The organism is Nguyenibacter sp. L1, assembly GCF_035199985.1.
Classification (GTDB): Bacteria; Pseudomonadota; Alphaproteobacteria; order Acetobacterales; family Acetobacteraceae; genus Gluconacetobacter; species Gluconacetobacter vanlangensis.
Map to the genome: position 1 here is coordinate 3,351,110 of NZ_CP127015.1, position 22,868 is coordinate 3,373,977.

Genomic DNA, 22,868 nt, shown 5'->3' on the forward strand with positions numbered 1-22,868 from the left:
TTTCGTGACGGGACACGAAATTTCAGAGCTTCTCGACCTGGCTGTATTCGAGATCGACCGGCGTCGAGCGGCCGAAGATCGAGACGCTGACCTTCAGGCGCGCCTTTTCCTCGTCCACTTCCTCGATCGTGCCGTTGAACGAGGTGAACGGGCCGTCGGACACGCGCACCTGCTCGCCGATCTCGAACGTGACCGAAGGGCGGGGGCGTTCCACGCCTTCCTGCGCCTGCTTCATGATCCGTTCGGCCTCGGCGGCGGGAATCGGCGACGGGCGGGTCTTGCTGCCCAGGAAGCCGGTGACCTTGGGCGTGTCCTTGACCAGGTGCCACGCCTCGTCGGTCAGTTCCATGTTGACCAGCACGTAGCCCGGGAAGAATTTCCGCTCGGCGCTGACCTTCTGGCCGCGCCGCACCTCGACCACCTCTTCGGACGGCACGAGGATGTCGCCGAAATGGTCGGACAGGCCCTTCTGCGCCGCCTGTTCCTTGATGTGCTGGGCGATCTTCTTCTCGAAGCCGGAATAGACGTGAACCACGTACCAACGTTTTGCCATGGTCCGTTCCTCAGCCTCCCAGCCCAAAGAGTTCCCGTACGCCCAGGCCGATGATCTGGTCGACGACAAAGAAAAATACCGACGTCATGGCGGCCATCGCCAGGACGGCCCCCGTCGTCACCAGAGTGGCGCGACGCGTGGGCCACGTGACCTTGCCCGCTTCGGCGCGGACTTCTTGCACAAATTTCGCGGGACTGACCGACACGAAACACCCTTCTCGTAACACCACGCGGCACCCCATCCGACGAGACCGGCGAACGGGAGCCGAAAACCACTCACTGCATGTCGGGGGCATCGGACCCGGACCGGACGGGTCTGTCCCGACCGGCGCGGATGGCAGGGGTGGAGGGTCTCGAACCCCCAACCTCCGGTTTTGGAGACCGGCGCTCTAGCCAATTGAGCTACACCCCTGCATGCCGCCTTCGGCGTCGACCAACGGATAGCGGAAACACGCTGTCTTGGCCACCCGTGCGAACCCGGCGCAGGTTGCGGAAAAGAGTATGCCCGGCATCCAAAGTCAAGGGGGTGGATGCGATTCCTTGTCGTCTCGCCGCCGTCGATGGCCGGGCATGGAGGATTCGGGTCTCCAGTATCGGGCCTGTATCCGGGATGGGCGCGGGGCTTGCCGCCGGGAACGGTTCGGGGCTATGAAGGCGCTGCTGAGCGGGCGTAGCATAGTGGTAATGCAGTAGCCTTCCAAGCTTCTGAGGAGGGTTCGATTCCCTTCGCCCGCTCCAAATTATGTTCCATGGATGTCCGCTAAGTTCCACCGAGGTCCGTGGAAAGCTCCCCAAAGCGCCGCGATTTAGGGCCAAGATTGAGGCCATTTTTGCGGTTACGGCGAATGCCGGTTTGTTGGTGGAGAAGAGAGAGAGCGCAGGGAAACCATCCGTCCTGATCCGCGCATCGGGAAGGAAATGGACGCATGGCGCTCTCCGATTTCGCCGTCAGGCAGGCAAAGCCCGCAGTGGCAGCGTATTCGCTTGCCGATGGCGATGGGCCGGCCCTCTACGTGCCTTCGAGTGAGGGCAAAATCGTGGCATTTTCGCTACTGCTGGCAGGGAAAGCAGAAACGCATATCTTTTGGCAGCTATCCCGAGGCCAGTCTTCGAGAAGCGTGCGTCCTGCGGGACGAAGCTCGGGCGCTATTGGCCCGGGGCGTTAATCCCCTCATAGAGCGTAAGCGTCAGCGACTCGCGGTCCAGCAGGCGGCGGAGAATGGCTTCGATTGGGTATTCGCCCAATGGCATGCCCGCCGCTGCTTATCCCTGCGTCATGGGCGCCGGACTGGGCTGTCTCAGGTGGAACTTCATCCTTGGCAAGGATGGGCAAGCTGTCGATCTACGATGTCCGTCGTGATCACCTGCGCGATGCGCTTAGCAAGGTCGAACGGCGTGGTGCCCTCGGCGTGGCGAAGAAGATTCGCACCTGGGTTCGGTCAGATGCTCCGAATTCAATGCGCAGCAATATCTCAGAAGCCAACGAACAGAATATCCAGCGCACGCGTGATGGCATCGTGATGGCTATCGATGGAACAGACGGGCTTACGGAGTTCCGAGAACGGAACACTTGCCAAAGCCTGCGTCAGCAGGACGTGCGGCACATCCTTTATCTCGATAATCGGATTCAGCTCGCTGATCGGTGGGGGCGCATCTGAGGCCGGGATCAGGGGAACGACCATCCGGGTTGCCAGTTTGGACAGGAGTTCCGCCTGAACATCGACCACATACCCCGTGCGATGTTTGCCCGGCATGGGATAGACATCGAGACGCGCCATCAGAACGCCCGATAGTCGGCCAGCGGCAGGCCGTGCGTCTCGACATGCTCGTTCCAGGACTGGATCGCGTCACCGTTCTCGGCGAGCCAGTTTTCGCGCCTGCGGGCGGCGAGCGCCGCGACAAGACCCTGCTCGCAGGCCTGCGAGACGTTGAGGCCCAGACTGCGTGCTTCCGTCAGGAGATGCGTGGGCAGGGTGATATTGGTGGCGCGTCTGGTGCTGGGTGTTGCTGACATTGCATGGACTCCTTCCAACATCCAATATGCGCATGGATAATGCGCATTTCAAGGATCTTCCACGCCTTGCTGATTGGGGGCGGCCTCGCCCGGCGGCGGTTCGTTGTCATTGGCAACCTCGCCAGCCGGCGTGCGAATTCCTCGCGAGCGATCTGCCGTCCCGGCAGGCGGGCCAGGACGAGGATCAGTGCGTCCGTCCGCGCCGTCATGGCTGGAGATGGAGTGGCGGATTCGCGTATCCTGCGTGAAGCATTGGCTGAACATGATTTGAGGATCAGCCATTCTACTGCTTTGGAACTGGTCGCTAAACAGCTTGGCCATGCAGATTGGAATGTGCTGGCTGCGCAAATAGGTCCAGATAGTTCAAATATCCAGCAGGATGCAGAGAGCGCGGCCAGTCATGGCAAAGTGCCGGAGGGCTGGTTTGTCAGCGGCCGCTCAGATTTATTTCGTCATGACTTGTTACCTGATGCCGGTCCAGATCGTAAGCCGGCTCTACTGATTGAAAGCCGCGCTCCGCAAGAGAGGGTGTCCGTTGCGAAGGCAGGCGAGTTTTTGACGGTTATGCAACGCATTTCCGCAGTGCCTTACCGAGGCAAATCAGTCAGTTTCCGCGCGCAAATAAGCTGCGTGAGCGCCATAGGCAACGGCCGAATCTGGATTCATGCGCGTGGTCAGAGCCGAGATGCACTGGCATTCGAGAATCTGGGTTTGAACCGGGGACCTGCTGGTCCGATTACCGGCACGACCGGATGGACGCACCGTACTGTCACGATCGAGGTGCCAGATGAAGCAGTGTATGTAGGATTTGGCATTTTATTTGGTTCGGGTACAGGTGTCTTTCGGGCTGCGAATTTGTCCTTTGGCCTTGCGGAAGGGGATGAACGCCCAAGCCCGCTACCAGATACACCGCGTAATCTTGATCTTGTTTTAGCCGACTGATTTGAGGCGTAAAGGTTGTCTGCTTCCATACGACGAGGGGGCAGACAGCCATTTCGCTTTTGAGGGGCTCAAATTGCGCGAACAGGGCGGCACGGCATCATGGCGGTTCCTTGAGAAGAGAAGACCGTCAGCGCGCGGGGTAGCGGAGCGGGCTGAATCGCGTGTTCGCTCGGCCTGCATGCGGTGCAGGGCATGGTCGAGAGGCGCGTCGCATGGGAGTGAGTGCATGGCACCCATCTGCGCCTCCGTCGAGATGCCGATGGTCCGGCGGATCGGGGAAGCGACTCGGATGCGAGACGATTCCTTCGAGATGTTCGTGCGAGATGTTCGTGGGGCTATTCGACAAGGTCTTGAAACGAGGCCGAGTGGAAGGCTATGATGTCTTTGCAGCTCAAAAAGTTGCCCGTTGACCAATGGATTAGAGGCGGAATTAAGGTTTCTTCGCCCGCTCCATCCTTTTCCGGCCTCTCATGTCCGATTTCCGTATGTTCCGCCCCGGTGTGACCGCGTCTTCCCATGATCGCGGCCCGCGCCCGGGTCTTGTGCTGGCCATATGCTGTCTCAGCCTGCTGCTGGTCATGATGGACGTGACGATCGTCAACGTGGCGCTGCCCGCGATTCGCGGCGCGCTCGGCGGTCGGTTGTCCACCCTGCAATGGGTGGTCGATGCTTATACGCTGGCGGTGGCGAGCCTGCTGGTGCTGGCGGGTTCGACGGCCGATCGAATTGGCCGCCGCCGCATCTTCCTGGCCGGCATCGCCCTGTTCTGCCTGGGCTCGGCCCTGTGCGGCATGGCGCCCGGCGCGACCGCGCTGGTGCTGGCCCGGGCGTTCCAGGGGGTGGGCGGGGCGATGCTGAACCCGGTCGCGCTGTCGATCGTCGCGAATGTCTTCGTCGACCCGGCGGCCCGGGCGCGGGCGATCGGCGTCTGGGGCGCGATGTCGGGGGTCGCGCTGGCGCTGGGCCCCGTGGCCGGCGGCGTGCTGACGACCTATGCCGGCTGGCGGTCGGTGTTCTGGATCAACCTGCCCATCGGGCTGGCGGCGATGCTGCTGACCCTGCGCTTCATTCCCGAATCGCGCGCGGCGCGGGTGCGCCCCGTCGATGGCCCGGCGCAGTGCCTGGTCGCGCTGAGCCTGGCGGCGCTGACCGCCGGACTGATCGAGGCGCGCGATTACGGCTGGCATGCCCTGCCGATCCGCCTGGCGCTGGCCCTGTCGGCGGCCGGACTGGCCGCGCTGGTCATGGTCGAGCGGCGGCGCGCCCTGCCGCTGCTGGATCTGCGCTTCTTCCGCGCGCTGCCCTTCACCGGGGCGATCCTGATCGCGATCTGCGCCTTTGCGATCTTCAGCGGCTTTCTGTTCCTCAACACGCTCTATCTGCAGGATGTGCGGGGATTCAGCGCCCTGCGGGCCGGATTCTGCACCCTGCCCTTCGCGCTGGGGGTGGTGGCCTGCGCGCCGCTGTCGGGGCGGCTGGTGGCGGCGCGGGGTGCGCGGCTGCCGCTGCTGCTGTCGGCGGCGGGATTGGGGGGCGGGGCGCTGCTGTTGACCGGGCTGGCCGCTGCGACCCCGCTGGGGGTGCTGCTGGCGGCCTATGGGCTGTGCGGGTGCGGGTTCGGGCTGTGCAACGCGCCGATCACCAATGCGGCGGTGTCCGGCATGCCGCGCGACCAGGCGGGGCTGGCGGCCAGCCTGGCCTCGACCAGCCGGCAGGTCGGCGCGCTGCTGGGTATCGCCCTGTCGGGGACCATGACCGGCGTGGCGATGCGCGGCGCGGCGGACGGGGGCGCGGCGATGGCGCAATTGCCCCAGGCCAGCCACGGCGTGTGGTGGGGCATGGTCGCGCTGTCGGGCGTGATCGCCGGGCTGGGGCTGCTTTCGACGGGGGCGCGGGCGCGCCGCAGCGCGCAGGCGGTCCGCGCGCTGCTGGAGGTTTCCGTCCCGCCGCCGGTCACAGGACCGACAATACGCCCCCATCCACATATAATGTCTGGCCGTTGACGAAGGACGATGCGTCCGAGGCCAGGAAGACGGCCGCCCCCTGCAGCTCCTCGACCCGGCCCCAGCGGCCGGCCGGGGTGCGCTTCTTCAGCCAGGCATTGAATTCGGGGTCCTCGACCAGCGCGCGGTTCAGCGGCGTCTCGAAATAGCCCGGGCCGATCGCGTTGACCTGCAGCCCGTGCCGGGCCCAGTCGGCGCACATGCCCTTCGTCAGGTTCTTCACCGCCCCCTTGGACGCGGTGTAGGGCGCGATGCCGGGCCGCGCCAGTTCGCATTGCACGCTGCCGATATTGATGATCTTGCCCGCGCCGCGCGGGATCATGTGGCGCGCGACGGCGGTGCCGACGAAGAAGACGCTGTCGAGGTTGGTGCGCATCAGTTCGGCCCAGTCCTCGGGCGGGAAGGCGTCCAGCGGCGCGCGGCGCTGGATGCCGGCATTGTTGACCAGGATGCGGATCGGGCCGTCCGCATCCTCGATCTTGCGCACCCCGGCCTCGACCGCCGCGCGGTCCGTCACGTCGAAGGCGCGGGTCAGGACGGTGCGCGCGCCGCCTTCCGGCGCAGTCTCGCGCAGCGTGGCGGCGGCGTGTTCCAGCCGGTCGGCGTCCCGTCCGTTCAGGATGACATGGGCCCCGGCATCGGCCAGGCCCGCGGCGATCGCCAGGCCGATTCCGCCGCTGGAACCGGTGACCAGCGCCAGGCGTCCGGTCAGGTCGAAGATCGGCAATATCGGCATGGCAGACATTTCCTGTTCATGTTTGGATTCTTATGATGGGATGTCTATCCGGACAGGAACGGCACGGCCTTGTCCATATTGCGGGCGCGGCTTTGCGCCCTCGGGGCCTATAAGTTTGCGTGAGCGAGGCGGGGCGGGAGGGACGGGCAGGCATGTCAGACACGCGGACGACACGCGCGGCCCCGGCGCCATCCCCGGCCCCCGCGCCCATTGCCGATACCGCCCGCCCTGCGTTGTCCACCGTTCCCGTGCCGGAGCTGCGGGAGCCCGGCGTGCGCCCGACCATCATGGATGTCTCGGCCCGGGCCGGGGTCTCGCGCATGACCGTCTCGCGCGCCCTGCGCGCGCCCCACCTGGTGCGCGCGGAGACGCGCCGCGCCGTCGAGCAGGCGATCGCCGAACTGGGTTATGTCCCCGATCGCGCGGCCGAGGCCCTGTCGACCCGGCGCAGCGGCTTCGTCGGGCTGATCCTGCCGACCCTGACCAACACCAATTTCGCCGATGCGGCGCGTGGCCTGACGGAAATCATCCGCGGCGCGGGGTACGAATTGCTGATCGGCTATACCGATTACGACGAGGGCGAGATGCTGCGCCATGTGCGCGACATGCTGGGACGGCGGGCCGAGGCCCTGGTGCTGCCGGCCGGTCCGCGCGGCCCGACCCTGCGCCGCATGCTGGCGCCCGAGGCGATCCCGATCGTGCAGATGGCCGGGCTGGCCGGTCGGCCCGTCCATCCCATGGTCGGCTATTCGAACCGCGAGGCCGGGCGCATGGCGGCGCGCCACCTGATCGCGCTGGGCCATCGGCGCATCGGCGCGCTGGGCGCCGAGGGCGACGGCCTGTCCTGCGACCATCGTGGCGGCGAGCGCCTGGACGGTTTCGCCGAGGCCCTGCGCGAGGCCGGACTGTCCGACGCGCTGGTGCTGCGCATGGGCAATCCGCCGGTGTCCTTCACCCATGGCGCGCGGGCCATGGGGCATCTGCTGGACCGCGCGCCGAAGGTGCAGGCCGTGTTCGCGGTGTCGGACCTGGTGGGGGTGGGGGCGCTGATGGAGTGCCACCGCCGGGGGGTGCGGGTGCCCGAGGACATGTCGCTGATCGGCTTCGGCGGGTTCGAGATCGGCCGCCAGGTCGTGCCGGCGCTGACGACGGTCGCGGTGGATTTCCGGGCGATCGGCGAACGGACCGGCCGCATGGTGCTGGACCTGCTGGCCGGGCGGCGCGACGTGCCGCGGATCGTCGATCTGGGCGTGACCCTGGTCCGGCGCGAGACCACCCTGTTCCGCGCCGCCGAGACGGCCAGGGGCGAAATAGCCGGGGCTGAAACGGCCTGGGCTGAAACGGCCAGGGCCGAAACGATTGGAGCCGACGCAACCGTGGCGCGCATGCCGGCCTGACCGGACGGGCGGGGCGGCATGCGGACGCATCATATATTACACGGGCTTCATCGTCTTGTTGCGCCGTATCGGTCAGCATGCTAGACGCCCGGCCAGCGGCAGGCGGGAGACTCTCCTGGCCGCCGGCATGCTGGCAGTGTTCTGGATCTGGGATGGAAAGGCCGACCGTGGTTTCGGGTGGAACGACAACAATACCGATCGCCTCCGTTGCCAATGGCCTGCCTGGTCGTTACGCGACGGCCCTCTATGACCTCGCCGCCGATCAATGGCAGCTTGACGCCGTTCTGGACCAGGCTGCGGCCCTGTCGCGCCTGATCGCCGGCAGCGCCGAATTCCGCACCCTTCTGACGGATCGTACGCTCGACGTCGCCGAGGCCACGCGCGCGCTGAACGCCGTGCTCGATGCGCAGGGATTCGGCCCGATCATCCGTAATTTCGCGGGCGTCGTCGCCCGCAACCGCCGCCTGTCCAGGCTGGCCGAGATCCTTGACGCGCTGGCGGCGATCGCCGCCGCCCGCCGGGGCGAGACCGTGGCCGAGGTCGTTTCGGCCCATCCCCTGACGGACCTGCAGCGCATCCAGCTTCGGAGCCGCCTCGCCGAGGCCGGCTATTCCAAAGTCAATATTCAGGAGCGCGTCGATGCGGCGCTGCTGGGCGGTCTGGTCGTGCGCGTCGGCGCGCGGCTGTACGACACCAGTCTCCGTTCTCGCCTGACCCGCCTGCACCACGCCATGAAGGGAGCCGCGTGATGGAAATCCGTCCCGCCGAGATTTCGGATATCCTCAAGCAGCAGATCGCCACGTTCGACAACCCGGTCGACGTGGCCGAGACGGGCACCGTCCTGTCGGTCGGCGATGGGATCGCCCGCGTCTATGGCCTGCGGAACGTCCAGGCCGGCGAGATGGTCGAGTTCCCGGCCACCGGTCAGCGCGGCATGGCGCTGAACCTGGAAAACGACAATGTCGGCGTGGTCATCTTCGGCGACGATTCCGACATGCGTGAAGGCGATACGGTCGCCCGTACCGGCAAGGTGGTCGAGGTCCCGACCGGCAAGGCGCTGCTGGGCCGCGTGGTCGACGCGCTGGGCACGCCGATCGACGGCAAGGGGCCGCTGGTCGGCGACGTGATCATGAAGCGCGCCGACGTCAAGGCGCCGGGCATCATGCCGCGCCAGTCGGTCGGCGAGCCGATGCTGACCGGCATCAAGGCGATCGACGCGCTGGTGCCGATCGGGCGCGGCCAGCGCGAGCTGGTCATCGGCGATCGCCAGACCGGCAAGACCGCCATCCTGATCGACACCATCGTCGCGCAGAAGCCGGTCAACGCGCTGGGCGACGACAAGAAGTCGCTGTACTGCATCTATGTCGCGATCGGGCAGAAGCGCTCGACGGTGGCGCAACTGGTCCGCACGCTGGAGGAAGCGGGCGCGATGGACTATTCCATCGTGGTCGCGGCCACCGCGTCCGACCCGGCGCCGATGCAGTATCTGGCGCCCTATGCCGCCTGCAGCATGGGCGAATTCTTCCGCGACAACGGCATGCATGCGCTGATCGTCTATGACGACCTGTCGAAGCAGGCGGTCGCCTATCGCCAGATGTCGCTGCTGCTGCGCCGTCCGCCGGGGCGCGAGGCCTATCCGGGCGACGTGTTCTATCTGCATTCCCGCCTGCTGGAGCGCGCGGCGAAGATGTCCGACGCCTATGGCGCCGGGTCGCTGACGGCGCTGCCGGTCATCGAAACCCAGGCGGGCGACGTGTCGGCCTATATCCCGACCAACGTGATCTCGATCACCGACGGCCAGGTGTTCCTGGAAACCGACCTGTTCTATCGCGGCATCCGTCCGGCGGTGAATGTCGGCGGCTCGGTGTCGCGCGTCGGTTCCGCCGCGCAGATCAAGGCGATGAAGCAGGTTGCCGGCAAGATCAAGCTGGAACTGGCGCAGTATCGCGAAATGGCCGCCTTCTCGCAGTTCGCCTCGGACCTCGATCCGGCGACGCAGAAGCAGCTTGCCCGCGGCGCGCGCCTGGTCGAGCTGCTGAAGCAGCCCGAGACCTCGCCGCTGCAGGTCGAGGAGCAGGTCTGCATCCTGTTCGCCGGCACCCGCGGCTTCGTCGATGCGGTGGCGGTGGACAGGGTCATCGCCTATGAGCGGCAATTGCTGTCCGAACTGCGCACCGCCGGCAAGGACATCCTGGATTCGATCCGCACCGAGCGGCAGATCACCAAGGAAACCGAAACCCGTCTGACCGAGTTCCTGACGCGCTTCGGCCGTCAGTTCGCGGGCTGAGGGCAGGCCTGCATCCATGGCATCCCTCAAGGAACTTCGCGCGCGGATCGGCAGCGTCAAATCGACGCGGAAGATCACCAGCGCCATGAAGATGGTGGCGGCGGCCAAGCTGCGCCGGGCGCAGGCCCGCGCCGAGGCCGCGCGCCCCTATGCGGCGGCGATGCGCCGGATGCTGGCGGAACTGGCGGCCGGCACCCGGGGCGAGGCCGCCCTGCCGAAGCTGCTGGCCGGCACGGGGGGCGACAAGGTCCATCTGCTGATCCCGATGACCAGCGACCGCGGCCTGGCCGGCGCGTTCAATGCCAACATCAACCGCACGACGCGCGACCTGATCCGCCGCCTGCAGGCCGAGGGCAAGACCGTCCGCCTGCTGCCGGTGGGGCGCAAGGGCCATGACTACCTGATGCGGGAATTCTCGGCGCTGATGGTCGGCCATGTCCATGGTTCGGGCGGCAAGGAGGTCCCGTTCTCGGCTGCGGCCGAATTGGGCGGGCGGATCGCCGCGATGCTGGAGACGGGGGAATTCGACGTCTGTACCGTCGTCTATAACCGTTTCCGCAACGTCATGTCGCAGACGCCGACCGAATTGCAACTGGTGCCGCTGTCGGTGCCGGCCAATGACGGCGCGCCCGCGATCGACGCCCCGGCCTATGAATTCGAGCCCGGCGAAGAAGAATTGCTGGCCAGCCTGCTGCCGCGCAACCTGCAGGTCCAGCTCTATGCCACCATGTTGGAAAGCGCTGCGGGCGAGCAGGGGGCGCGGATGACGGCCATGGACAACGCCACCCGCAATGCGGGCAAGGCGATCGACCGGCTGACGCTGACCTATAACCGCACGCGCCAGACCAACATCACCAACGAACTGATCGAGATCATCTCGGGCGCCCAGGCGGTCTGAGCCGATGCCCGGACCGATTTCGTTTCCTCGCCGCAGGAGCTAACCCATGTCGGACACCACACAGTACCAGGCTCCTGTCGCCACGCAGGGCCAGTCGCAGAACAGCAACGTCGTCGGTCGCGTGACCCAGGTCCGCGGCGCGGTGGTCGATGTGCAGTTCGAGGGCACGCTGCCGCACATCCTCGATGCGCTGCACGTCTCGTTCAACGGCCAGACCCTCGTGCTGGAAGTGGCGCAGGAGATCGGCGAGCACGAGGTGCGCTGCATCGCCATGGACTCGACCGACGGCCTGATCCGCGGCGCCGAGGTCGTGGCGACCGGCGCGCAGATTTCGGTTCCGGTCGGCCCCGGCACGCTGGGCCGCATCCTGAACGTGATCGGCGAGCCGATCGACGATCGCGGCCCGGTCAAGGCCGAGAAGCGCTATACGATCCATCGCAAGGCGCCAGCCTTCGACGAGCAGGCGGCGGCCAGCGAGATCCTGGTGACCGGCATCAAGGTCGTCGACCTGCTGTGCCCCTATCTGAAGGGCGGCAAGATCGGCCTGTTCGGCGGCGCCGGCGTGGGCAAGACCGTCATCATCCAGGAGCTGATCAACAACATCGCCAAGGCGCATGGCGGCGTGTCGGTGTTTGCCGGCGTCGGCGAGCGCACGCGCGAAGGCAACGATCTGTATTACGAAATGCAGGATGCCGGCGTGATCAAGCTGGGCGAGGACACGACCGAGGGCTCGAAGGTGGCGCTGGTCTATGGCCAGATGAACGAGCCGCCGGGTGCCCGCGCGCGCGTCGCGCTGTCGGGCCTGTCGCTGGCCGAGTATTTCCGTGACGAGGAAGGCCAGGATGTCCTGTTCTTCGTCGACAACATCTTCCGCTTCACCCAGGCGGGCGCCGAGGTCTCGGCGCTGTTGGGGCGCATTCCCTCGGCGGTGGGCTATCAGCCGACGCTCGCGACCGAGATGGGTGCGCTGCAGGAACGCATCACCTCGACCAAGAAGGGGTCGATCACCTCGGTCCAGGCAGTCTATGTCCCGGCCGACGACCTGACCGACCCGGCGCCGGCCGCGACCTTCGCCCATCTGGACGCGACCACGGTGCTGAACCGCTCGATCGCCGAGATGGGCATCTATCCGGCCGTCGATCCGCTGGATTCGACCTCGCGCTCGCTGGATCCCAAGATCGTGGGCGCGGAACATTACCAGGTCGCCCGCGACGTGCAGCGCATCCTGCAGACCTACAAATCGCTGCAGGACATCATCGCGATCCTGGGCATGGACGAACTGTCCGAGGACGACAAGCTGCTGGTGGCGCGCGCGCGCCGCATCCAGCGCTTCCTGTCGCAGCCGTTCCATGTCGCCGAAGTCTTCACCGGCGCGCCGGGTAAGCTGGTGTCGCTGGAAGACACGGTGCGCTCGTTCAAGGCGATCGTCGCCGGCGAATATGACCATCTGCCGGAAGGCGCGTTCTACATGGTCGGTTCGATCGAGGAAGCGGTGGCCAAGGCCGAGAAGATGAAGGAAACGGCCTGATCGGCCATGTGCTGAAGGGGCGCCCGCCCGGGTGCCCCGGTGAGGCTTTGAAAGCCGGAAGACCGGAGCAGTTCGCGTGATTCGTCGAATGACGGAGTGCTCCAGCGTGCCGCGCGCATCGTCGCGCGACGAGGCCGGCGCCTCGTCGCGATCTGCTTTAAGGAAGACAGGCCATGCCGATTGAGGTCGAGATCGTCAGCCCCGAGAAGGTTCTCTTCTCGCGCGCGGTCGATATGGCGGTGATCCCGGGTCTGGAAGGCGACATCGCCGCCATGCCCGACCATGCGCCGATGATGCTGCTGCTGCGTGGCGGTGTCGTCGAACTGCATCAGGACGGCAAGGTGACGGACCGGTTCTTCGTCGCGGGCGGGTTTGCCGACATGACGGCGACCCGCTGCACGATCCTGGCGGACGCGGCCACCGCGCTGTCCGACCTGTCGGTCGAGGCCGCCCAGGCGCGCCTGCAGGAGTTGCAGGCGTCCTATGACGCAGCGGACAAGATGGATGTACCGGCCCTGGACCTGCTGATGGCCAAGATGCAGTCGGTTCGCGCCGAGATCGAAGCCGCGGGCGGCGCGGCGGCGTAGAGCGGATCGCAGCCGCCGCGCGGCGGCTGCCGTGGGGCGCGTCAGCCGCGCCCGCGATAGCCGGGGACGTCCTGCGGCGGAATCCAGACTCCTTCGGGCGGGGTGCCGCTCTGCCAGAACACGTCGATCGGCATGCCGCCGCGCGGATACCAGTAGGCGCCGATCCGCAGCCAGACCGGACTGAGCAGATCGACCAGAGTGGTCGCGATCTGGACCGAGCATGCCTCGTGGAACGCGCCATGGTTGCGGAAGCTGGTCAGGAACAGTTTCAGCGACTTGCTTTCGACGATCCACTGATCGGGCACATAGTCGATGACCAGGTGCGCGAAGTCCGGCTGGCCGGTCACGGGGCAGAGCGAGGTGAATTCCGGGGCGGTGAAACGCACAAGATAGCGCCGGTCGCGATAGGGCGCGGGGACGCGCTCCAGCGTCGCGTCCTCGGGGCTGGCGGGCTGGATCGTCGGCTTGCCGAGCTGGGTCAGCGTCTGGCTGCCGTCATCGGGGCGGGAAGGTGCGCTCACGTCGGGGTTTCCTTGCGCAAGAAAAGGGGCGTCGTCTCGGATCGGGGTGATGTCAGAGCGGCCTCCGGCCCGTCAAGCGTCCTGTTTGCCGCCCGTTTTCGGGCGGCGGCGCTTTCACACCGCGCGGACGCCATGGTAACAAGGCCGTATGGCGCACGCATCCAAAGCCGAATTCCCCGATCCTGTGCTGATCACCACCACCGACGAACTGACTGCCGTCATCGAACGGTTGCGGCAGGAGCCGTTCGTGACCATCGATACCGAATTCGTCCGCGAACGGACCTATTGGCCGGAACTTTGCCTGGTGCAGTTGGCCGGCCAGGCCGACGTCGTGGTGGTCGACACCCTGGCCGCCGGCATCGACCTGGCCCCGCTGGGGGTGCTGCTGGACGATCCGGCCGTCGTCAAGGTGTTCCATGCGGCACGGCAGGACCTGGAAATTTTCCTGCATCTGTTCGACCGGCTGCCGGAGTCGCTGTTCGATACCCAGGTTGCGGCGATGGTGGCGGGTTATGGCGACCAGGTCGGTTATGACAACCTGGTCTCGTCCCTGACCGGGGCGCATATCGACAAGACCCATCGTTTCTCCGACTGGTCGGCGCGCCCGCTGTCTCCGGCGCAGATCAGCTATGCCGCCGCCGACGTCACCCACCTGCGCACCGTCTATCAGGTGCTGCTGGACCGGCTGGGCCGCGAGGGGCGGCTGGACTGGGTCGCGGCGGAACTGGCGGTGCTGTCCGTTCCCGCCACCTTTCGCCCGGACCCTGAGACGATGTGGGAGCGCATGCGTCCGCGCACCGCGAACCGGCGCATGCTGGGCATCCTGCGGGCCATCGCCGCCTGGCGCGAGCGCGAGGCCCAGCGGGTGAACGTGCCGCGCCAGCGCCTGCTGAAGGATGAAAGCCTGCTGGAGATCGCCGCGACGGCGCCCGCCGATTCCGACGCGCTGGCCCGGATCAGGGGCGTGTCGCGCGGTTTCGCCGAAGGCAAGGGCGGCGCCGGCCTGCTGGAGGCCCTGGCGGACGCCAAGGCGCTGCCCGACAGCGCCCTGCCGCGTCCGCCGAAGGCGCGGGAGGGTCAGCGCCCGTCCCCCGCTTTGGTCGCGCTGCTGAAGGTGCTGCTGGCGGCGTGCTGCGAGGAGCATGACGTGGCGCCGCGCCTGGTGGCGTCCGCGGACGATCTCGACCGGCTGGCGCTGGAGGCCGAGCCCGACCTGCCGCTGATGCAGGGCTGGCGGCGCAAGGTGTTCGGCGACGACGCCCTGGCGCTGAAATCCGGGCAGATGCTGCTGGGGGTCGACGGCACGCGGATCAGGCGGGCCCGCATCTGACGGCCCGCATCTGACGGCCCGTCTGGGGCCAGGACTTTCGATCGTATGCGTAACGACGGGGCCGGCTGCGGGCATGCGCTGGTTTTACAGGGGTTGTGAACAGGTTATACCCAGTCTTGTCCACAAGATTTTGTGGTCGAACTGTTGAGTGTCCCCACGATATAGGATTAGTGTCCGTGCATTCTTCGTAAGGAGAGATGGCATGGCTATGGAATGGACCGAGGAGACGATCGCCCGTCTTCGCGAGCTTTGGCAGCAGGGATTGTCGACGGCCGAAATCGGGCGTCAGCTTGCGGTGACGAAAAACGCGGTCGTCGGCAAGGCGCATCGCCTTGGTCTCCAGTCGCGCCCATCGCCGATCCGCCGTCCGGCGGCGCCTGCCCGTGCCACGGAGTCCAGGGGCATGGAGTCCAAGCCGGTTGCGGCGGCGGCACCCGCGTCCGCTGCCGCGCCGACGGCGAACGTGACCCCGCTGCATGGGGATGCGCCGAAGGTTGCGCCCATTGCTGCCGCCCCCATCGCTACGGTCCCGGTCGTGGCGGAAACCGTTTCGGCCGAGGTCCGTCCGGTCCCCGGCCAGATTGCCGCTTCGGCCGCTGTCGCGCCTGGCGGTCCGACGCCTGACGCTCCGGCCGTTGCCCCGGCTGCCGCGCCGGCGGTCGCCCCGGTTCCAGCGGTTGCCGCCCGGCAGGGGGCGTCCGAGGCCGGGCCGGCCGAAACCCGTGTCGAAGCGCGTCCGCCGTTGCGCGCGGTCGGCACGCCCGCGCCGCGTCGCAGCGGCCTGACCTGTTGCTGGCCGCTGGGCGATCCGGGTACGCCGGGCTTCCATTTCTGTGGCGCGACCCCGGTGCCCGGCAAGCCGTACTGCGCCGAGCATGCGCAATTGGCCTATGTGAAGCTGCGCGACCGGCGCGACAACGTGGCTTGATCGGGGCTTGCGTCAGGGGGAGCTGAATACTCTCTTTGCCTGCCTGTCACGATAGAAAAAAGGCCGTTGCGGAGTCTCGATCCGCGACGGCCTTTTTTTCGCCTGTGCGCCGGACGTCCGGCCGGATTCGCGTCCGGCCGGACGGTCAGGTTCAGATCGTCTCGGGCTCTTCCGGCGCGGCGGCTGGAGCCGGGGTGTCCAGGCCGGCCGGCAGGGGGGCGGTGCCGGTGATCATTTCCAGATGGCCGGTCACCTGGCCGCCATCCTCGACTTGCAGGCGGCGGCATTTCGCCTTGCCCAGCAGGCGTCCCGTGGCGCGGATCGTCAGGCTGCCGCGCACGGTCAGCGTGCCGTCGATGGTGCCGGCCAGGTCCGCGTCCTCGACCTCGACCTCGCCACGGAACATGCCGCCATGGGCGACCTGCAGTTCCTGGGCGTGAATCATCGACGATTCGACCGTGCCTTCGACCACCAGGCGCTCGGCGTCCTGGATCGTGCCCTGCACGCTGATGCCGCGGCCTACGACCAGGGTCCGGCGGTCGAGATTTTCCTTGCGCTGGCCCTGCGGCATGCCGGGGCGGACCGGCTGGGCGGCGCCGGGAACCGGAGCGGGGGACGGGGGCGGCGCGGGAGGAAAGGGGGCACGAGCCATGGCGGCAGATTCCTTGGACGGGGGAGAAGAGGGGGATGCGGTGCCGGATGCCGCGACGGGAGAGAGGGGCCGGCCACCCGCCGGCGGCGGCGGGAAATGCGTCTGCGGACTGGCCGGGCGGCCGGCCGAGGACGACCCGCCTTGGGCGGGGGCGTCGTCTTCTGGCTTGCGTCGTTTGAACAAAAGATACCCCGCTGGTCTTCGATAGGGTGGCGCCGGGTGGGGGCCCGGCCGGTCAGGGACAGGGGTCTTCTGGAGAATCCGGGCTTTCCGGGAAAGCCGGATTTTTCGAAAAACCGGTGTCAGGAACGATTACACGCAGGGATCGGAGCCGAACAAGCACTATGCGTCAAGCATCCGCACATGAAATCTGTTCCATTGCGGGCGTCTCCCTTCCGATGTTAGAGCCCGTCCGGGAATGACGGGCTCCGAGCGCGTGCCGGCGTCTGGATGACGATCTTGTCCATTTGATGGCGGGCGAACGGAAGATCCTGCCGCCGGGGCCGAAGGAGCGAAATGTCTGTGTCGATTGAGAAGGATACGGCGGACGGAGAGGCGGCGGAATGCCGGTTCGACCTTCTGGGGATCGGCAATGCGATCATCGACGTGCTGGCGCCCGTCGAACCGGACTTTCTGATCGCGCAGGACATGATTCCCGGCAGCATGATGCTGATCGACGCCACGCGGGCCGAGGCGCTGTACGACATGATCCCGCGCGAGCGGGAGATGGGCGGCGGATCGGCGGCGAATACCTGTGTCGTGGCGGCCAACATGGGGGCGCGCGTCGCCTATCTGGGCAAGGTGGCCGATGACGGCCCGGGCCGCACCTTCGCCGCAGATTTGCGGGATTCGGGCATTCATTTCCCGTCCTCGTTCCTGACCGGCGGCATCGCGCGCCGCCAGCCCACCGCGCGCTGCCTGGTTATGGTCACGCCGGACGGGCAGCGGACGATGAACACCTATCTGGGCGCCTGCGTGTCGTTCGGGCCCGAAGACGTCATGGCCGACATCGTCGCCGGCGCCCGCGTGACCTATCTGGAAGGCTATCTGTTCGATCCCCCCCACGCGCAGGACGCGTTCCGCCATGCCGCGGCGCTGGCGCACGGTGCCGGGCGGCAGGTGGCGCTGTCCCTGTCCGACCCGTTCTGCGTCGCGCGCCATCGCGATGCCTTCCGCGCGCTGGTCAGGGGACATGTCGACATCCTGTTCGCGAATGAAGAGGAAGTCTGTTCGCTGTACCAGACCGAGGATTTCGCGGCCGCCGCGGCCCATGCCGCGGCCGACACGCATTTCGCGGTCCTGACCCGTTCGGCGCAGGGCAGCGTGATCATCAGGGGGAATGAGCGGATCGACGTCGCCCCCGTGGCGACCCAGGTCGTCGACACGACCGGCGCGGGCGACGCCTATGCCGCGGGCTTTCTGGCCGGCTGGACGTCGGGCCGGACCCTGGCGGAATGCGGTCGGCTGGGCAGTGTGGCGGCGTCGGAGATCATCTCGCATTTCGGGGCGCGCCCGCTGCTCAACCTGCGGCAGGATATCGCGCTTTAGGGCAGGTCGTGACCGGGTGGAATCGCCTGGTGTCTTATGTTCCGTTCGAGGCGTGGCGGCGGACCGCCGCCTGCCATATGCCCAGCATGAGCGCCAGGAAGGCGAAGCCCGCCGCCGGCGCCAGGCAGGCCAGCGCGGGCTGCCGCGCGCGGCCCAGGATCGCCAGTACCGGCGCGTAGCTGATGGCCCCCAGCGGCACGACATAGGTCATCAGCACGCGAAACCAGCGCGCATACAGGTCGAACGGATATTGCCCGGCCTCGACCCCGCCATAGGTCAGTACGTTCGCGACCTCCAGGCTTTCGATCGTGCGGAAGGACAGGGCCGCCTGCCCGACCAGGACCCCCAGGAAGAAGGCGACGCCGCCCGCGATCGTCCAGGCCAGCATCGGCAGGCTGAACAAGGCGGGCCGCACCTGCGCCGTCGCCAGGCCGATGGCGAGGATCGCGCCGCCCTGCGCCAGGCGCGCCAGCGGCCGCAGCCGGAACTGGTGGCCCAGGACCTGCAGCACCGTCCAGCGCGGGCGCAGCAGGACGCGGTCGAATTCCCCGGTGCGCAGGAACTCCTCGCCGAACGCCTCGAAGCCGCGCCCGACCATCTCGGCCAGGGCGAATTCGACATTCACCAGGCCGTAGAACAGCGCGACCTGTCCGACGCTCCAGCCATGCAGGGTGCCGAAGCGGCGGAACAGGATCAGGATCGCGGCGAAACCCATCAGCGTGGTGGCCAGGTGCCCCGCGAGCTGCAGCGCGAAGGCGCCCGGATAGCGGACCTGACCGGCCAGCGAGGCGCGCAGATAGCGCAGCCAGAGCCTGGTCCCGTTCATCCGCACCTCGTTCATCCGCCCTGGACCTCCAGCCGGGTCAGGGTCCGCCGCAGGGCCGCCCGGCCGGCCAGGGTCAGCAGCGCGACCCAGGCGGCCTGCTGGCCCAGGGCCATGGCCGCGCGCGGGCCGTGCAATGTGCCCAGCCAGAACCGGCAGGGCAGGTCGCCCAGCCCGGCGAAGGGCTGCAGCAGAAGCAGCACCTGCGCCTTGTCCGGAAACAGGGCCAGCGGCAGCATGTTGCCCGACAGGATCAGCGACAGCGGCGTGATGACCGCGTTCGCCCCCAGCGGCGAGAGGGTGCGCACCGTCACGATGTTCAGCAGCACGGTGATGCCCGCCGAAAGCGCCAGGCCCAGCAGGATCGACAGGGTGAAGAGGACCGCGTCGGCGGCCGAAGCCGGCGCGTGCAGCGCCCATGCATCCAGCCCGGCCAGCTTCAGCGCCAGCCCGGCGAAGCCCGCCATCAGCACCGCGCGCGGCACCAGCCGCCCGAGGATGCGCGCGGCGGCGCGGCAGAACCACCACCACCAGATATCCACCGGCCGCAGCAGGTCGTGCGACACCGCGCCGCTGCGCACGGCCAGCGCGATATCCGGATCGCACCCCCACGGCATCAGGGCCAGCGCGCCCTGCATGATCCAGACATAGGTGACGGTCTGGCGCAGGGTGAACGGCCCGTGGCTGGCCGTCCCCCCATACCCGGCATAGAAGGCGGCATAGATCATGATATTGACCGCCCCCCACCAGCATTGGGTGACGAAGCCGGCCAGTGCCGCGGCGCGGTGGCGCGTCGTCACCTGCCAGCGGGCGCGAAAGGCGGCCAGATAAGGGCGTGCGGCCATCATTCCGCGGCGCCGTGGCGTTCGTAGAAGCGGCTGATCACGTCCTCGATCGACGGGCGGACGATGCTGATGTCGGCCAGCATGCCCCCGGCCGTGTCCAGCAGCCGGACCAGGTCGGCGGCCGGGACGCGGGCAGGGTCGAAATCCAGTTCCAGCACGCCCTCGCCGTCCGACAGGCGGGTCACGCCGTCCGGCAGCGCGATCGGGGGCACCGCCCCGTCGAAGCTGGCGACCAGCCGCCGGCCCGACAGGGTGGTGGCGCGCAGGGTCTCGAACGGGCTGTCGGCCAGCACCCGCCCATGGCCGATGACGATGACGCGCCGGGCCAGCGCCTCGATGTCGTGCATGTCATGGGTGGTCAGCAGGACGGTCGTCCCCTCCTGCCGGTTGAGGTCGTGGATGAAGGCGCGCACCGCCAGCTTCGACGGCGCGTCCAGGCCGATCGTGGGTTCGTCCAGGATCAGCAGCGGCGGCGCGTGCAGCAGGGCGGCCGCCAGTTCGGCACGCATGCGCTGGCCCAGCGAGAGCTGGCGCACCGGCTGGTCCAGGATGCCCTCCAGCCGCAGCGTCTCGACCAGCCGGGCGCGCCGGACGCGATAGGCGTCGGGCGGCACGCGATAGATGTCGCGCAGCAGGGCGAAGCCGCCATCGACCGGCAGGTCCCACCAGAGCTGCGAGCGCTGGCCGAAGACGACGCCGATCCGCCCCACATGGCGGATCCGGTCGGCCCAGGGGATCAGGCCGCCGATGCTGACATGGCCGGCGCTGGGGCGCAGGATCCCCGACAGGATCTTGATCAGCGTGGATTTTCCGGCGCCGTTCGGGCCGATCAGCCCGGTGATCGTGTGCGGCGCGATCGTGAAACTGACGCCGCGCAGCGCCTCGATCACGCGCCGGCGCCGGGGGGCGAATGGCAGGGCCAGGGAAAAGCCCAGGGGAAAGCCCCGGGAAAAGCCGAGGCGTCGCCCGGCGTCGGGGGACTTGGCGGGGGCGGCGATGCGGTAGCTCTTGCATAGATCTTCGACGACGATGCGGGCGGGCGGCAGGGTCATGGGGTCCGGCGAGGGCTGTGTCGGGCGCGGGGCGGCCAGGGTAGTATTTCTGAGAGTAGCATTTGGGGGGCGGCGTTGCGCGTGGTGAAGTTTCGCGTGCAATCCGCGCCGCTCCACTCTATCTACCGCCGGGAATACGGAATCATCCGTCGGTCCGCTCCGTGACGCAAGGGCACGCGGGCGGCCCGGCACGCCCGTCGGGTGCCCGCGAAGGAAGTCAGGTCACACACGTTATGGATATTCGCAATATCGCCATCATCGCCCACGTCGACCATGGCAAGACGACGCTGGTGGACCAGTTGCTCAAGCAGTCCGGTTCGTTCCGCGAGAACCAGCATGTCGCCGAACGCGCCATGGACAGCAACGACCTGGAGCGCGAGCGCGGCATCACCATTCTGGCGAAATGCACGTCGGTGGTCTGGAAGGACACCCGCATCAACATCATCGACACGCCGGGCCACGCCGATTTCGGCGGCGAGGTCGAGCGCATCCTCAGCATGGTGGACGGCGCGGTCGTGCTGGTCGACGCCGCCGAGGGCGCGCTGCCGCAGACCAAGTTCGTGGTCGGCAAGGCGCTGGCCCGCGGGCTGAAGCCGATCGTGGTGGTGAACAAGATCGACCGTGGCGACGCCCGCCCGGACGAGGTGCATAACGAGATCTTCGACCTGTTCGCCGCGCTGGGCGCGAATGACGAGCAACTGGATTTCCCGATGCTCTACGCTTCGGGCCGCCAGGGCTGGGCGGATGAGGAACTGGAAGGCGCGCGCAAGGACCTGGCGCCGATGTTCGACCTGATCGTGCGGCACGTGCCGCCGCCGCAGGTGGACAAGGACGCGCCCTTCGCCATGGTCGCCACCATCCTGGAAAACGACAATTTCCTGGGTCGCGTGCTGACCGGCCGGGTGGAGCAGGGACGGGCGAAGGTCAACATGCCGGTGCGCGTGCTGCGCCCCGACGGCTCGGTGGTCGAGACCGGGCGCCTGACCAAGCTGCTGTCCTTCCGGGGGCTGGATCGCGTGCCGGTGGAGGAGGCCGAGGCCGGCGACATCGTCGCGGTCGCGGGCCTGTCCGAGGCGACCATTCCCGAAACCATCGCCGCGCCCGAGATCACCGAGCCGCTGGCCTCGACCCCGGTCGATCCGCCGACCCTGTCGATGACCTTCCGCCTGAATGACGGCCCGCTGGGCGGCCGCGAGGGCAAGAAGGTGACGTCGCGCCAGATCCGCGACCGCCTGTTCAAGGAAACCGAGGGCAATATCGCCATTCGCGTGACCGACAGCCCCGAAAGCGAGGCGTTCGAGGTCGCGGGCCGCGGTGAGTTGCAGCTTGGCGTGCTGATCGAGACGATGCGCCGCGAGGGTTTCGAACTGACGATCGGCCGGCCGCGCGTGCTGTTCCGCACCAACGAGGAGACGGGCGAGCGCGAGGAGCCGTTCGAAGAAGTGCTGATCGACGTCGATGAGCCCTATTCCGGCGTGGTCGTGGAAAAGATGGCCCTGCGCAAGGGCCTGATGCAGGACATGCAGCCCTCGGGCGGCGGCAAGGTGCGCCTGACCTTCCTGATCCCCTCGCGCGGGCTGATCGGCTATCACGGCGAGTTCCTGACCGATACGCGCGGCACGGGCATCATGAACCGCCTGTTCGCGGGGTACCAGCCCTGGGCCGGGCCGATCGAGGGACGGCGCAACGGGTCGCTGATCTCGTCCGAAGACGGGGCGACGACCCAGTATTCGCTGTTCTCGCTGCAGGATCGCGGCACGCTGTTCGTCGATGCCGGCGAAAAGGTCTATGTCGGCATGATCATCGGCGAGCATTCGCGGGAAAACGACCTGGAAGTGAACCCGATCCGCGAAAAGAAGCTGACGAATATCCGCGCCGCCGGCAAGGATGACGCGCTGCTGCTGACGCCCCCGCGCAAGATGAGCCTGGAACAGGCGATCGCTTATATCGAGGATGACGAGCTGGTCGAGGTGACGCCGACGGCGGTGCGTATCCGCAAGCGCTACCTGGACCCGCATGAGCGCAAGAAGCGCGAGCGCCAGGGCGCTTCCGCCTGATCGCGACGCGTCGTCCAGGCGCGCCCGGCCAGGATGTGCGGACGGGGGGTCCCGGCCGCGCGGATCGGCCGGGTGCGTGGGGCATTTCCCAGGGAAGACATATTTCGTAATCCTTTTAAAATTGCGATTGCGTTGCAATTGAGGCAAAACTTACAAAATATCGTTTCC

At 67.4% G+C, this 22,868-nt stretch carries 23 protein-coding genes and 2 tRNA genes; 14 read left to right on the plus strand and 11 right to left on the minus strand.

All coding sequences use genetic code 11. The features are described from left to right. Positions 1-22: 22 nt before the first annotated feature. From nusG to QN315_RS15070, 3 genes are all read right to left on the minus strand, one after another. Complete coding sequence (nusG, locus tag QN315_RS15060) at positions 23-553, minus strand: transcription termination/antitermination protein NusG (RefSeq protein WP_176640516.1); 531 nt, start codon at positions 551-553, stop codon at positions 23-25. Positions 554-563: 10 nt separating this feature from the next. Then, a complete protein-coding gene (gene secE, locus QN315_RS15065) occupies positions 564-758 on the minus strand; it encodes a preprotein translocase subunit SecE (protein WP_176640517.1) in 195 nt (64 codons plus the stop codon). Between the two features lie 129 nt (positions 759-887). Further along, positions 888-964: transfer RNA gene (locus QN315_RS15070), tRNA-Trp, on the minus strand. A gap of 252 nt (positions 965-1,216) precedes the next feature. On the opposite strand from QN315_RS15070, the gene QN315_RS15075 reads away from it, so the two are divergent. Further along, positions 1,217-1,290, plus strand: a tRNA-Gly gene (locus QN315_RS15075). Positions 1,291-1,548: 258 nt separating this feature from the next. Next, a complete protein-coding gene (locus QN315_RS19625; protein ID WP_408904645.1) occupies positions 1,549-2,073 on the plus strand; it encodes an Arm DNA-binding domain-containing protein in 525 nt (174 codons plus the stop codon). Here the strand turns inward: QN315_RS19625 and QN315_RS15080 are convergent. Both QN315_RS15080 and QN315_RS15085 read right to left on the minus strand, forming a co-directional pair. Continuing rightward, the gene (locus QN315_RS15080; protein ID WP_323990122.1) at positions 2,025-2,330 is read right to left on the minus strand and encodes a CcdB family protein; all 306 of its coding nucleotides are present in this window, start codon (positions 2,328-2,330) and stop codon (positions 2,025-2,027) included. The two genes, QN315_RS19625 and QN315_RS15080, sit on opposite strands and share 49 nt — an antisense overlap. Continuing rightward, positions 2,330-2,566: a type II toxin-antitoxin system CcdA family antitoxin gene (locus QN315_RS15085; RefSeq protein ID WP_176640520.1), complete on the minus strand. Its 237-nt coding sequence runs from the start codon at positions 2,564-2,566 to the stop codon at positions 2,330-2,332. The genes QN315_RS15080 and QN315_RS15085 overlap by 1 nt, the downstream gene beginning before the upstream one ends. A 222-nt stretch (positions 2,567-2,788) precedes the next feature. Between QN315_RS15085 and QN315_RS15090 the strand changes: the two genes are divergently transcribed. Next, the gene (locus QN315_RS15090) at positions 2,789-3,508 is read left to right on the plus strand and encodes a glyoxalase superfamily protein (protein WP_323990124.1); all 720 of its coding nucleotides are present in this window, start codon (positions 2,789-2,791) and stop codon (positions 3,506-3,508) included. 485 nt (positions 3,509-3,993) lie between these two features. Next, entirely contained in the window at positions 3,994-5,511 is a 1,518-nt protein-coding gene (locus QN315_RS15095) for an MFS transporter (protein WP_323990126.1), read from the plus strand. On the opposite strand, the gene QN315_RS15100 is transcribed toward QN315_RS15095, so the two are convergent. Then, the gene (locus QN315_RS15100; protein WP_323990128.1) at positions 5,462-6,247 is read right to left on the minus strand and encodes an SDR family oxidoreductase; all 786 of its coding nucleotides are present in this window, start codon (positions 6,245-6,247) and stop codon (positions 5,462-5,464) included. The two genes, QN315_RS15095 and QN315_RS15100, sit on opposite strands and share 50 nt — an antisense overlap. A 152-nt stretch (positions 6,248-6,399) precedes the next feature. On the opposite strand from QN315_RS15100, the gene QN315_RS15105 reads away from it, so the two are divergent. The 6 genes from QN315_RS15105 to atpC all read left to right on the plus strand — a co-directional run bounded on the left by QN315_RS15105 (position 6,400) and on the right by atpC (position 12,944). Continuing rightward, the gene (locus QN315_RS15105) at positions 6,400-7,644 is read left to right on the plus strand and encodes a LacI family DNA-binding transcriptional regulator (RefSeq protein WP_323990130.1); all 1,245 of its coding nucleotides are present in this window, start codon (positions 6,400-6,402) and stop codon (positions 7,642-7,644) included. 152 nt (positions 7,645-7,796) lie between these two features. After that, positions 7,797-8,393 carry a F0F1 ATP synthase subunit delta gene (locus QN315_RS15110; protein ID WP_176640013.1) on the plus strand — a complete coding sequence of 199 codons (597 nt, stop codon included), beginning with the start codon at positions 7,797-7,799 and terminating at the stop codon, positions 8,391-8,393. Beyond that, the gene (gene atpA / locus QN315_RS15115) at positions 8,393-9,931 is read left to right on the plus strand and encodes a F0F1 ATP synthase subunit alpha (RefSeq protein ID WP_323990132.1); all 1,539 of its coding nucleotides are present in this window, start codon (positions 8,393-8,395) and stop codon (positions 9,929-9,931) included. Before QN315_RS15110 ends, atpA begins: the two co-directional genes overlap by 1 nt. A 16-nt stretch (positions 9,932-9,947) precedes the next feature. Then, entirely contained in the window at positions 9,948-10,829 is an 882-nt protein-coding gene (locus QN315_RS15120) for a F0F1 ATP synthase subunit gamma (RefSeq protein ID WP_323990134.1), read from the plus strand. A gap of 46 nt (positions 10,830-10,875) precedes the next feature. Continuing rightward, positions 10,876-12,357, plus strand: a complete 1,482-nt coding sequence (gene atpD / locus QN315_RS15125; RefSeq protein ID WP_176640016.1) for a F0F1 ATP synthase subunit beta — start codon at positions 10,876-10,878, stop codon at positions 12,355-12,357. Between the two features lie 173 nt (positions 12,358-12,530). Then, a complete protein-coding gene (atpC, locus tag QN315_RS15130) occupies positions 12,531-12,944 on the plus strand; it encodes an ATP synthase F1 subunit epsilon (protein ID WP_176640017.1) in 414 nt (137 codons plus the stop codon). Positions 12,945-12,985: 41 nt separating this feature from the next. On the opposite strand, the gene queF is transcribed toward atpC, so the two are convergent. Next, positions 12,986-13,465, minus strand: a complete 480-nt coding sequence (gene queF / locus QN315_RS15135; protein WP_323990135.1) for a preQ(1) synthase — start codon at positions 13,463-13,465, stop codon at positions 12,986-12,988. 148 nt (positions 13,466-13,613) lie between these two features. On the opposite strand from queF, the gene rnd reads away from it, so the two are divergent. Then, complete coding sequence (gene rnd, locus QN315_RS15140; protein ID WP_323990137.1) at positions 13,614-14,795, plus strand: ribonuclease D; 1,182 nt, start codon at positions 13,614-13,616, stop codon at positions 14,793-14,795. 208 nt (positions 14,796-15,003) lie between these two features. Beyond that, positions 15,004-15,723, plus strand: a complete 720-nt coding sequence (locus tag QN315_RS15145; RefSeq protein ID WP_408904646.1) for a GcrA family cell cycle regulator — start codon at positions 15,004-15,006, stop codon at positions 15,721-15,723. A gap of 151 nt (positions 15,724-15,874) precedes the next feature. On the opposite strand, the gene QN315_RS15150 is transcribed toward QN315_RS15145, so the two are convergent. Next, positions 15,875-16,558 (minus strand): polymer-forming cytoskeletal protein, encoded by a 684-nt coding sequence (locus QN315_RS15150; RefSeq protein ID WP_374729342.1) that lies wholly within the window; start codon positions 16,556-16,558, stop codon positions 15,875-15,877. A 345-nt stretch (positions 16,559-16,903) separates the two neighbouring features. On the opposite strand from QN315_RS15150, the gene QN315_RS15155 reads away from it, so the two are divergent. Continuing rightward, positions 16,904-17,923 carry an adenosine kinase gene (locus tag QN315_RS15155; RefSeq protein ID WP_408904647.1) on the plus strand — a complete coding sequence of 340 codons (1,020 nt, stop codon included), beginning with the start codon at positions 16,904-16,906 and terminating at the stop codon, positions 17,921-17,923. Between the two features lie 34 nt (positions 17,924-17,957). Here QN315_RS15155 and QN315_RS15160 read toward each other — a convergent pair whose 3' ends face one another. The 3 genes from QN315_RS15160 to QN315_RS15170 are packed head-to-tail and all read right to left on the minus strand — an operon-like array spanning position 17,958 to position 20,643. After that, entirely contained in the window at positions 17,958-18,749 is a 792-nt protein-coding gene (locus QN315_RS15160; protein ID WP_323990143.1) for an ABC-2 family transporter protein, read from the minus strand. An 11-nt stretch (positions 18,750-18,760) separates the two neighbouring features. After that, positions 18,761-19,594: an ABC-2 family transporter protein gene (locus QN315_RS15165; RefSeq protein WP_323990145.1), complete on the minus strand. Its 834-nt coding sequence runs from the start codon at positions 19,592-19,594 to the stop codon at positions 18,761-18,763. Further along, entirely contained in the window at positions 19,591-20,643 is a 1,053-nt protein-coding gene (locus QN315_RS15170; RefSeq protein ID WP_323990146.1) for an ATP-binding cassette domain-containing protein, read from the minus strand. The genes QN315_RS15165 and QN315_RS15170 overlap by 4 nt, the downstream gene beginning before the upstream one ends. A gap of 233 nt (positions 20,644-20,876) precedes the next feature. On the opposite strand from QN315_RS15170, the gene typA reads away from it, so the two are divergent. Next, a complete protein-coding gene (gene typA, locus QN315_RS15175) occupies positions 20,877-22,700 on the plus strand; it encodes a translational GTPase TypA (RefSeq protein ID WP_323990147.1) in 1,824 nt (607 codons plus the stop codon). Positions 22,701-22,868 lie beyond the last annotated feature (168 nt).

Bases quoted from the DNA above. Each gene is read 5' to 3' on its own strand.
- QN315_RS15105 (WP_323990130.1), top strand. From the start codon at position 6,400: ATGTCAGACACGCGGACGACACGCGCGGCCCCGGCGCCATCCCCGGCC.
- typA (WP_323990147.1), top strand. From the start codon at position 20,877: ATGGATATTCGCAATATCGCCATCATCGCCCACGTCGACCATGGCAAG.
- nusG (WP_176640516.1), bottom strand. From the start codon at position 553: ATGGCAAAACGTTGGTACGTGGTTCACGTCTATTCCGGCTTCGAGAAG.
- QN315_RS15145 (WP_408904646.1), top strand. From the start codon at position 15,004: ATGGAATGGACCGAGGAGACGATCGCCCGTCTTCGCGAGCTTTGGCAG.
- atpD (WP_176640016.1), top strand. From the start codon at position 10,876: ATGTCGGACACCACACAGTACCAGGCTCCTGTCGCCACGCAGGGCCAG.
- atpC (WP_176640017.1), top strand. From the start codon at position 12,531: ATGCCGATTGAGGTCGAGATCGTCAGCCCCGAGAAGGTTCTCTTCTCG.
- QN315_RS15100 (WP_323990128.1), bottom strand. From the start codon at position 6,247: ATGCCGATATTGCCGATCTTCGACCTGACCGGACGCCTGGCGCTGGTC.
- QN315_RS15110 (WP_176640013.1), top strand. From the start codon at position 7,797: ATGGAAAGGCCGACCGTGGTTTCGGGTGGAACGACAACAATACCGATC.
- QN315_RS15160 (WP_323990143.1), bottom strand. From the start codon at position 18,749: ATGAACGGGACCAGGCTCTGGCTGCGCTATCTGCGCGCCTCGCTGGCC.
- QN315_RS15085 (WP_176640520.1), bottom strand. From the start codon at position 2,566: ATGTCAGCAACACCCAGCACCAGACGCGCCACCAATATCACCCTGCCC.
- QN315_RS15165 (WP_323990145.1), bottom strand. From the start codon at position 19,594: ATGATGGCCGCACGCCCTTATCTGGCCGCCTTTCGCGCCCGCTGGCAG.
- atpA (WP_323990132.1), top strand. From the start codon at position 8,393: ATGGAAATCCGTCCCGCCGAGATTTCGGATATCCTCAAGCAGCAGATC.
- QN315_RS15170 (WP_323990146.1), bottom strand. From the start codon at position 20,643: ATGACCCTGCCGCCCGCCCGCATCGTCGTCGAAGATCTATGCAAGAGC.
- QN315_RS15080 (WP_323990122.1), bottom strand. From the start codon at position 2,330: ATGGCGCGTCTCGATGTCTATCCCATGCCGGGCAAACATCGCACGGGG.
- QN315_RS19625 (WP_408904645.1), top strand. From the start codon at position 1,549: ATGGGCCGGCCCTCTACGTGCCTTCGAGTGAGGGCAAAATCGTGGCAT.
- QN315_RS15120 (WP_323990134.1), top strand. From the start codon at position 9,948: ATGGCATCCCTCAAGGAACTTCGCGCGCGGATCGGCAGCGTCAAATCG.
- rnd (WP_323990137.1), top strand. From the start codon at position 13,614: ATGGCGCACGCATCCAAAGCCGAATTCCCCGATCCTGTGCTGATCACC.
- QN315_RS15095 (WP_323990126.1), top strand. From the start codon at position 3,994: ATGTTCCGCCCCGGTGTGACCGCGTCTTCCCATGATCGCGGCCCGCGC.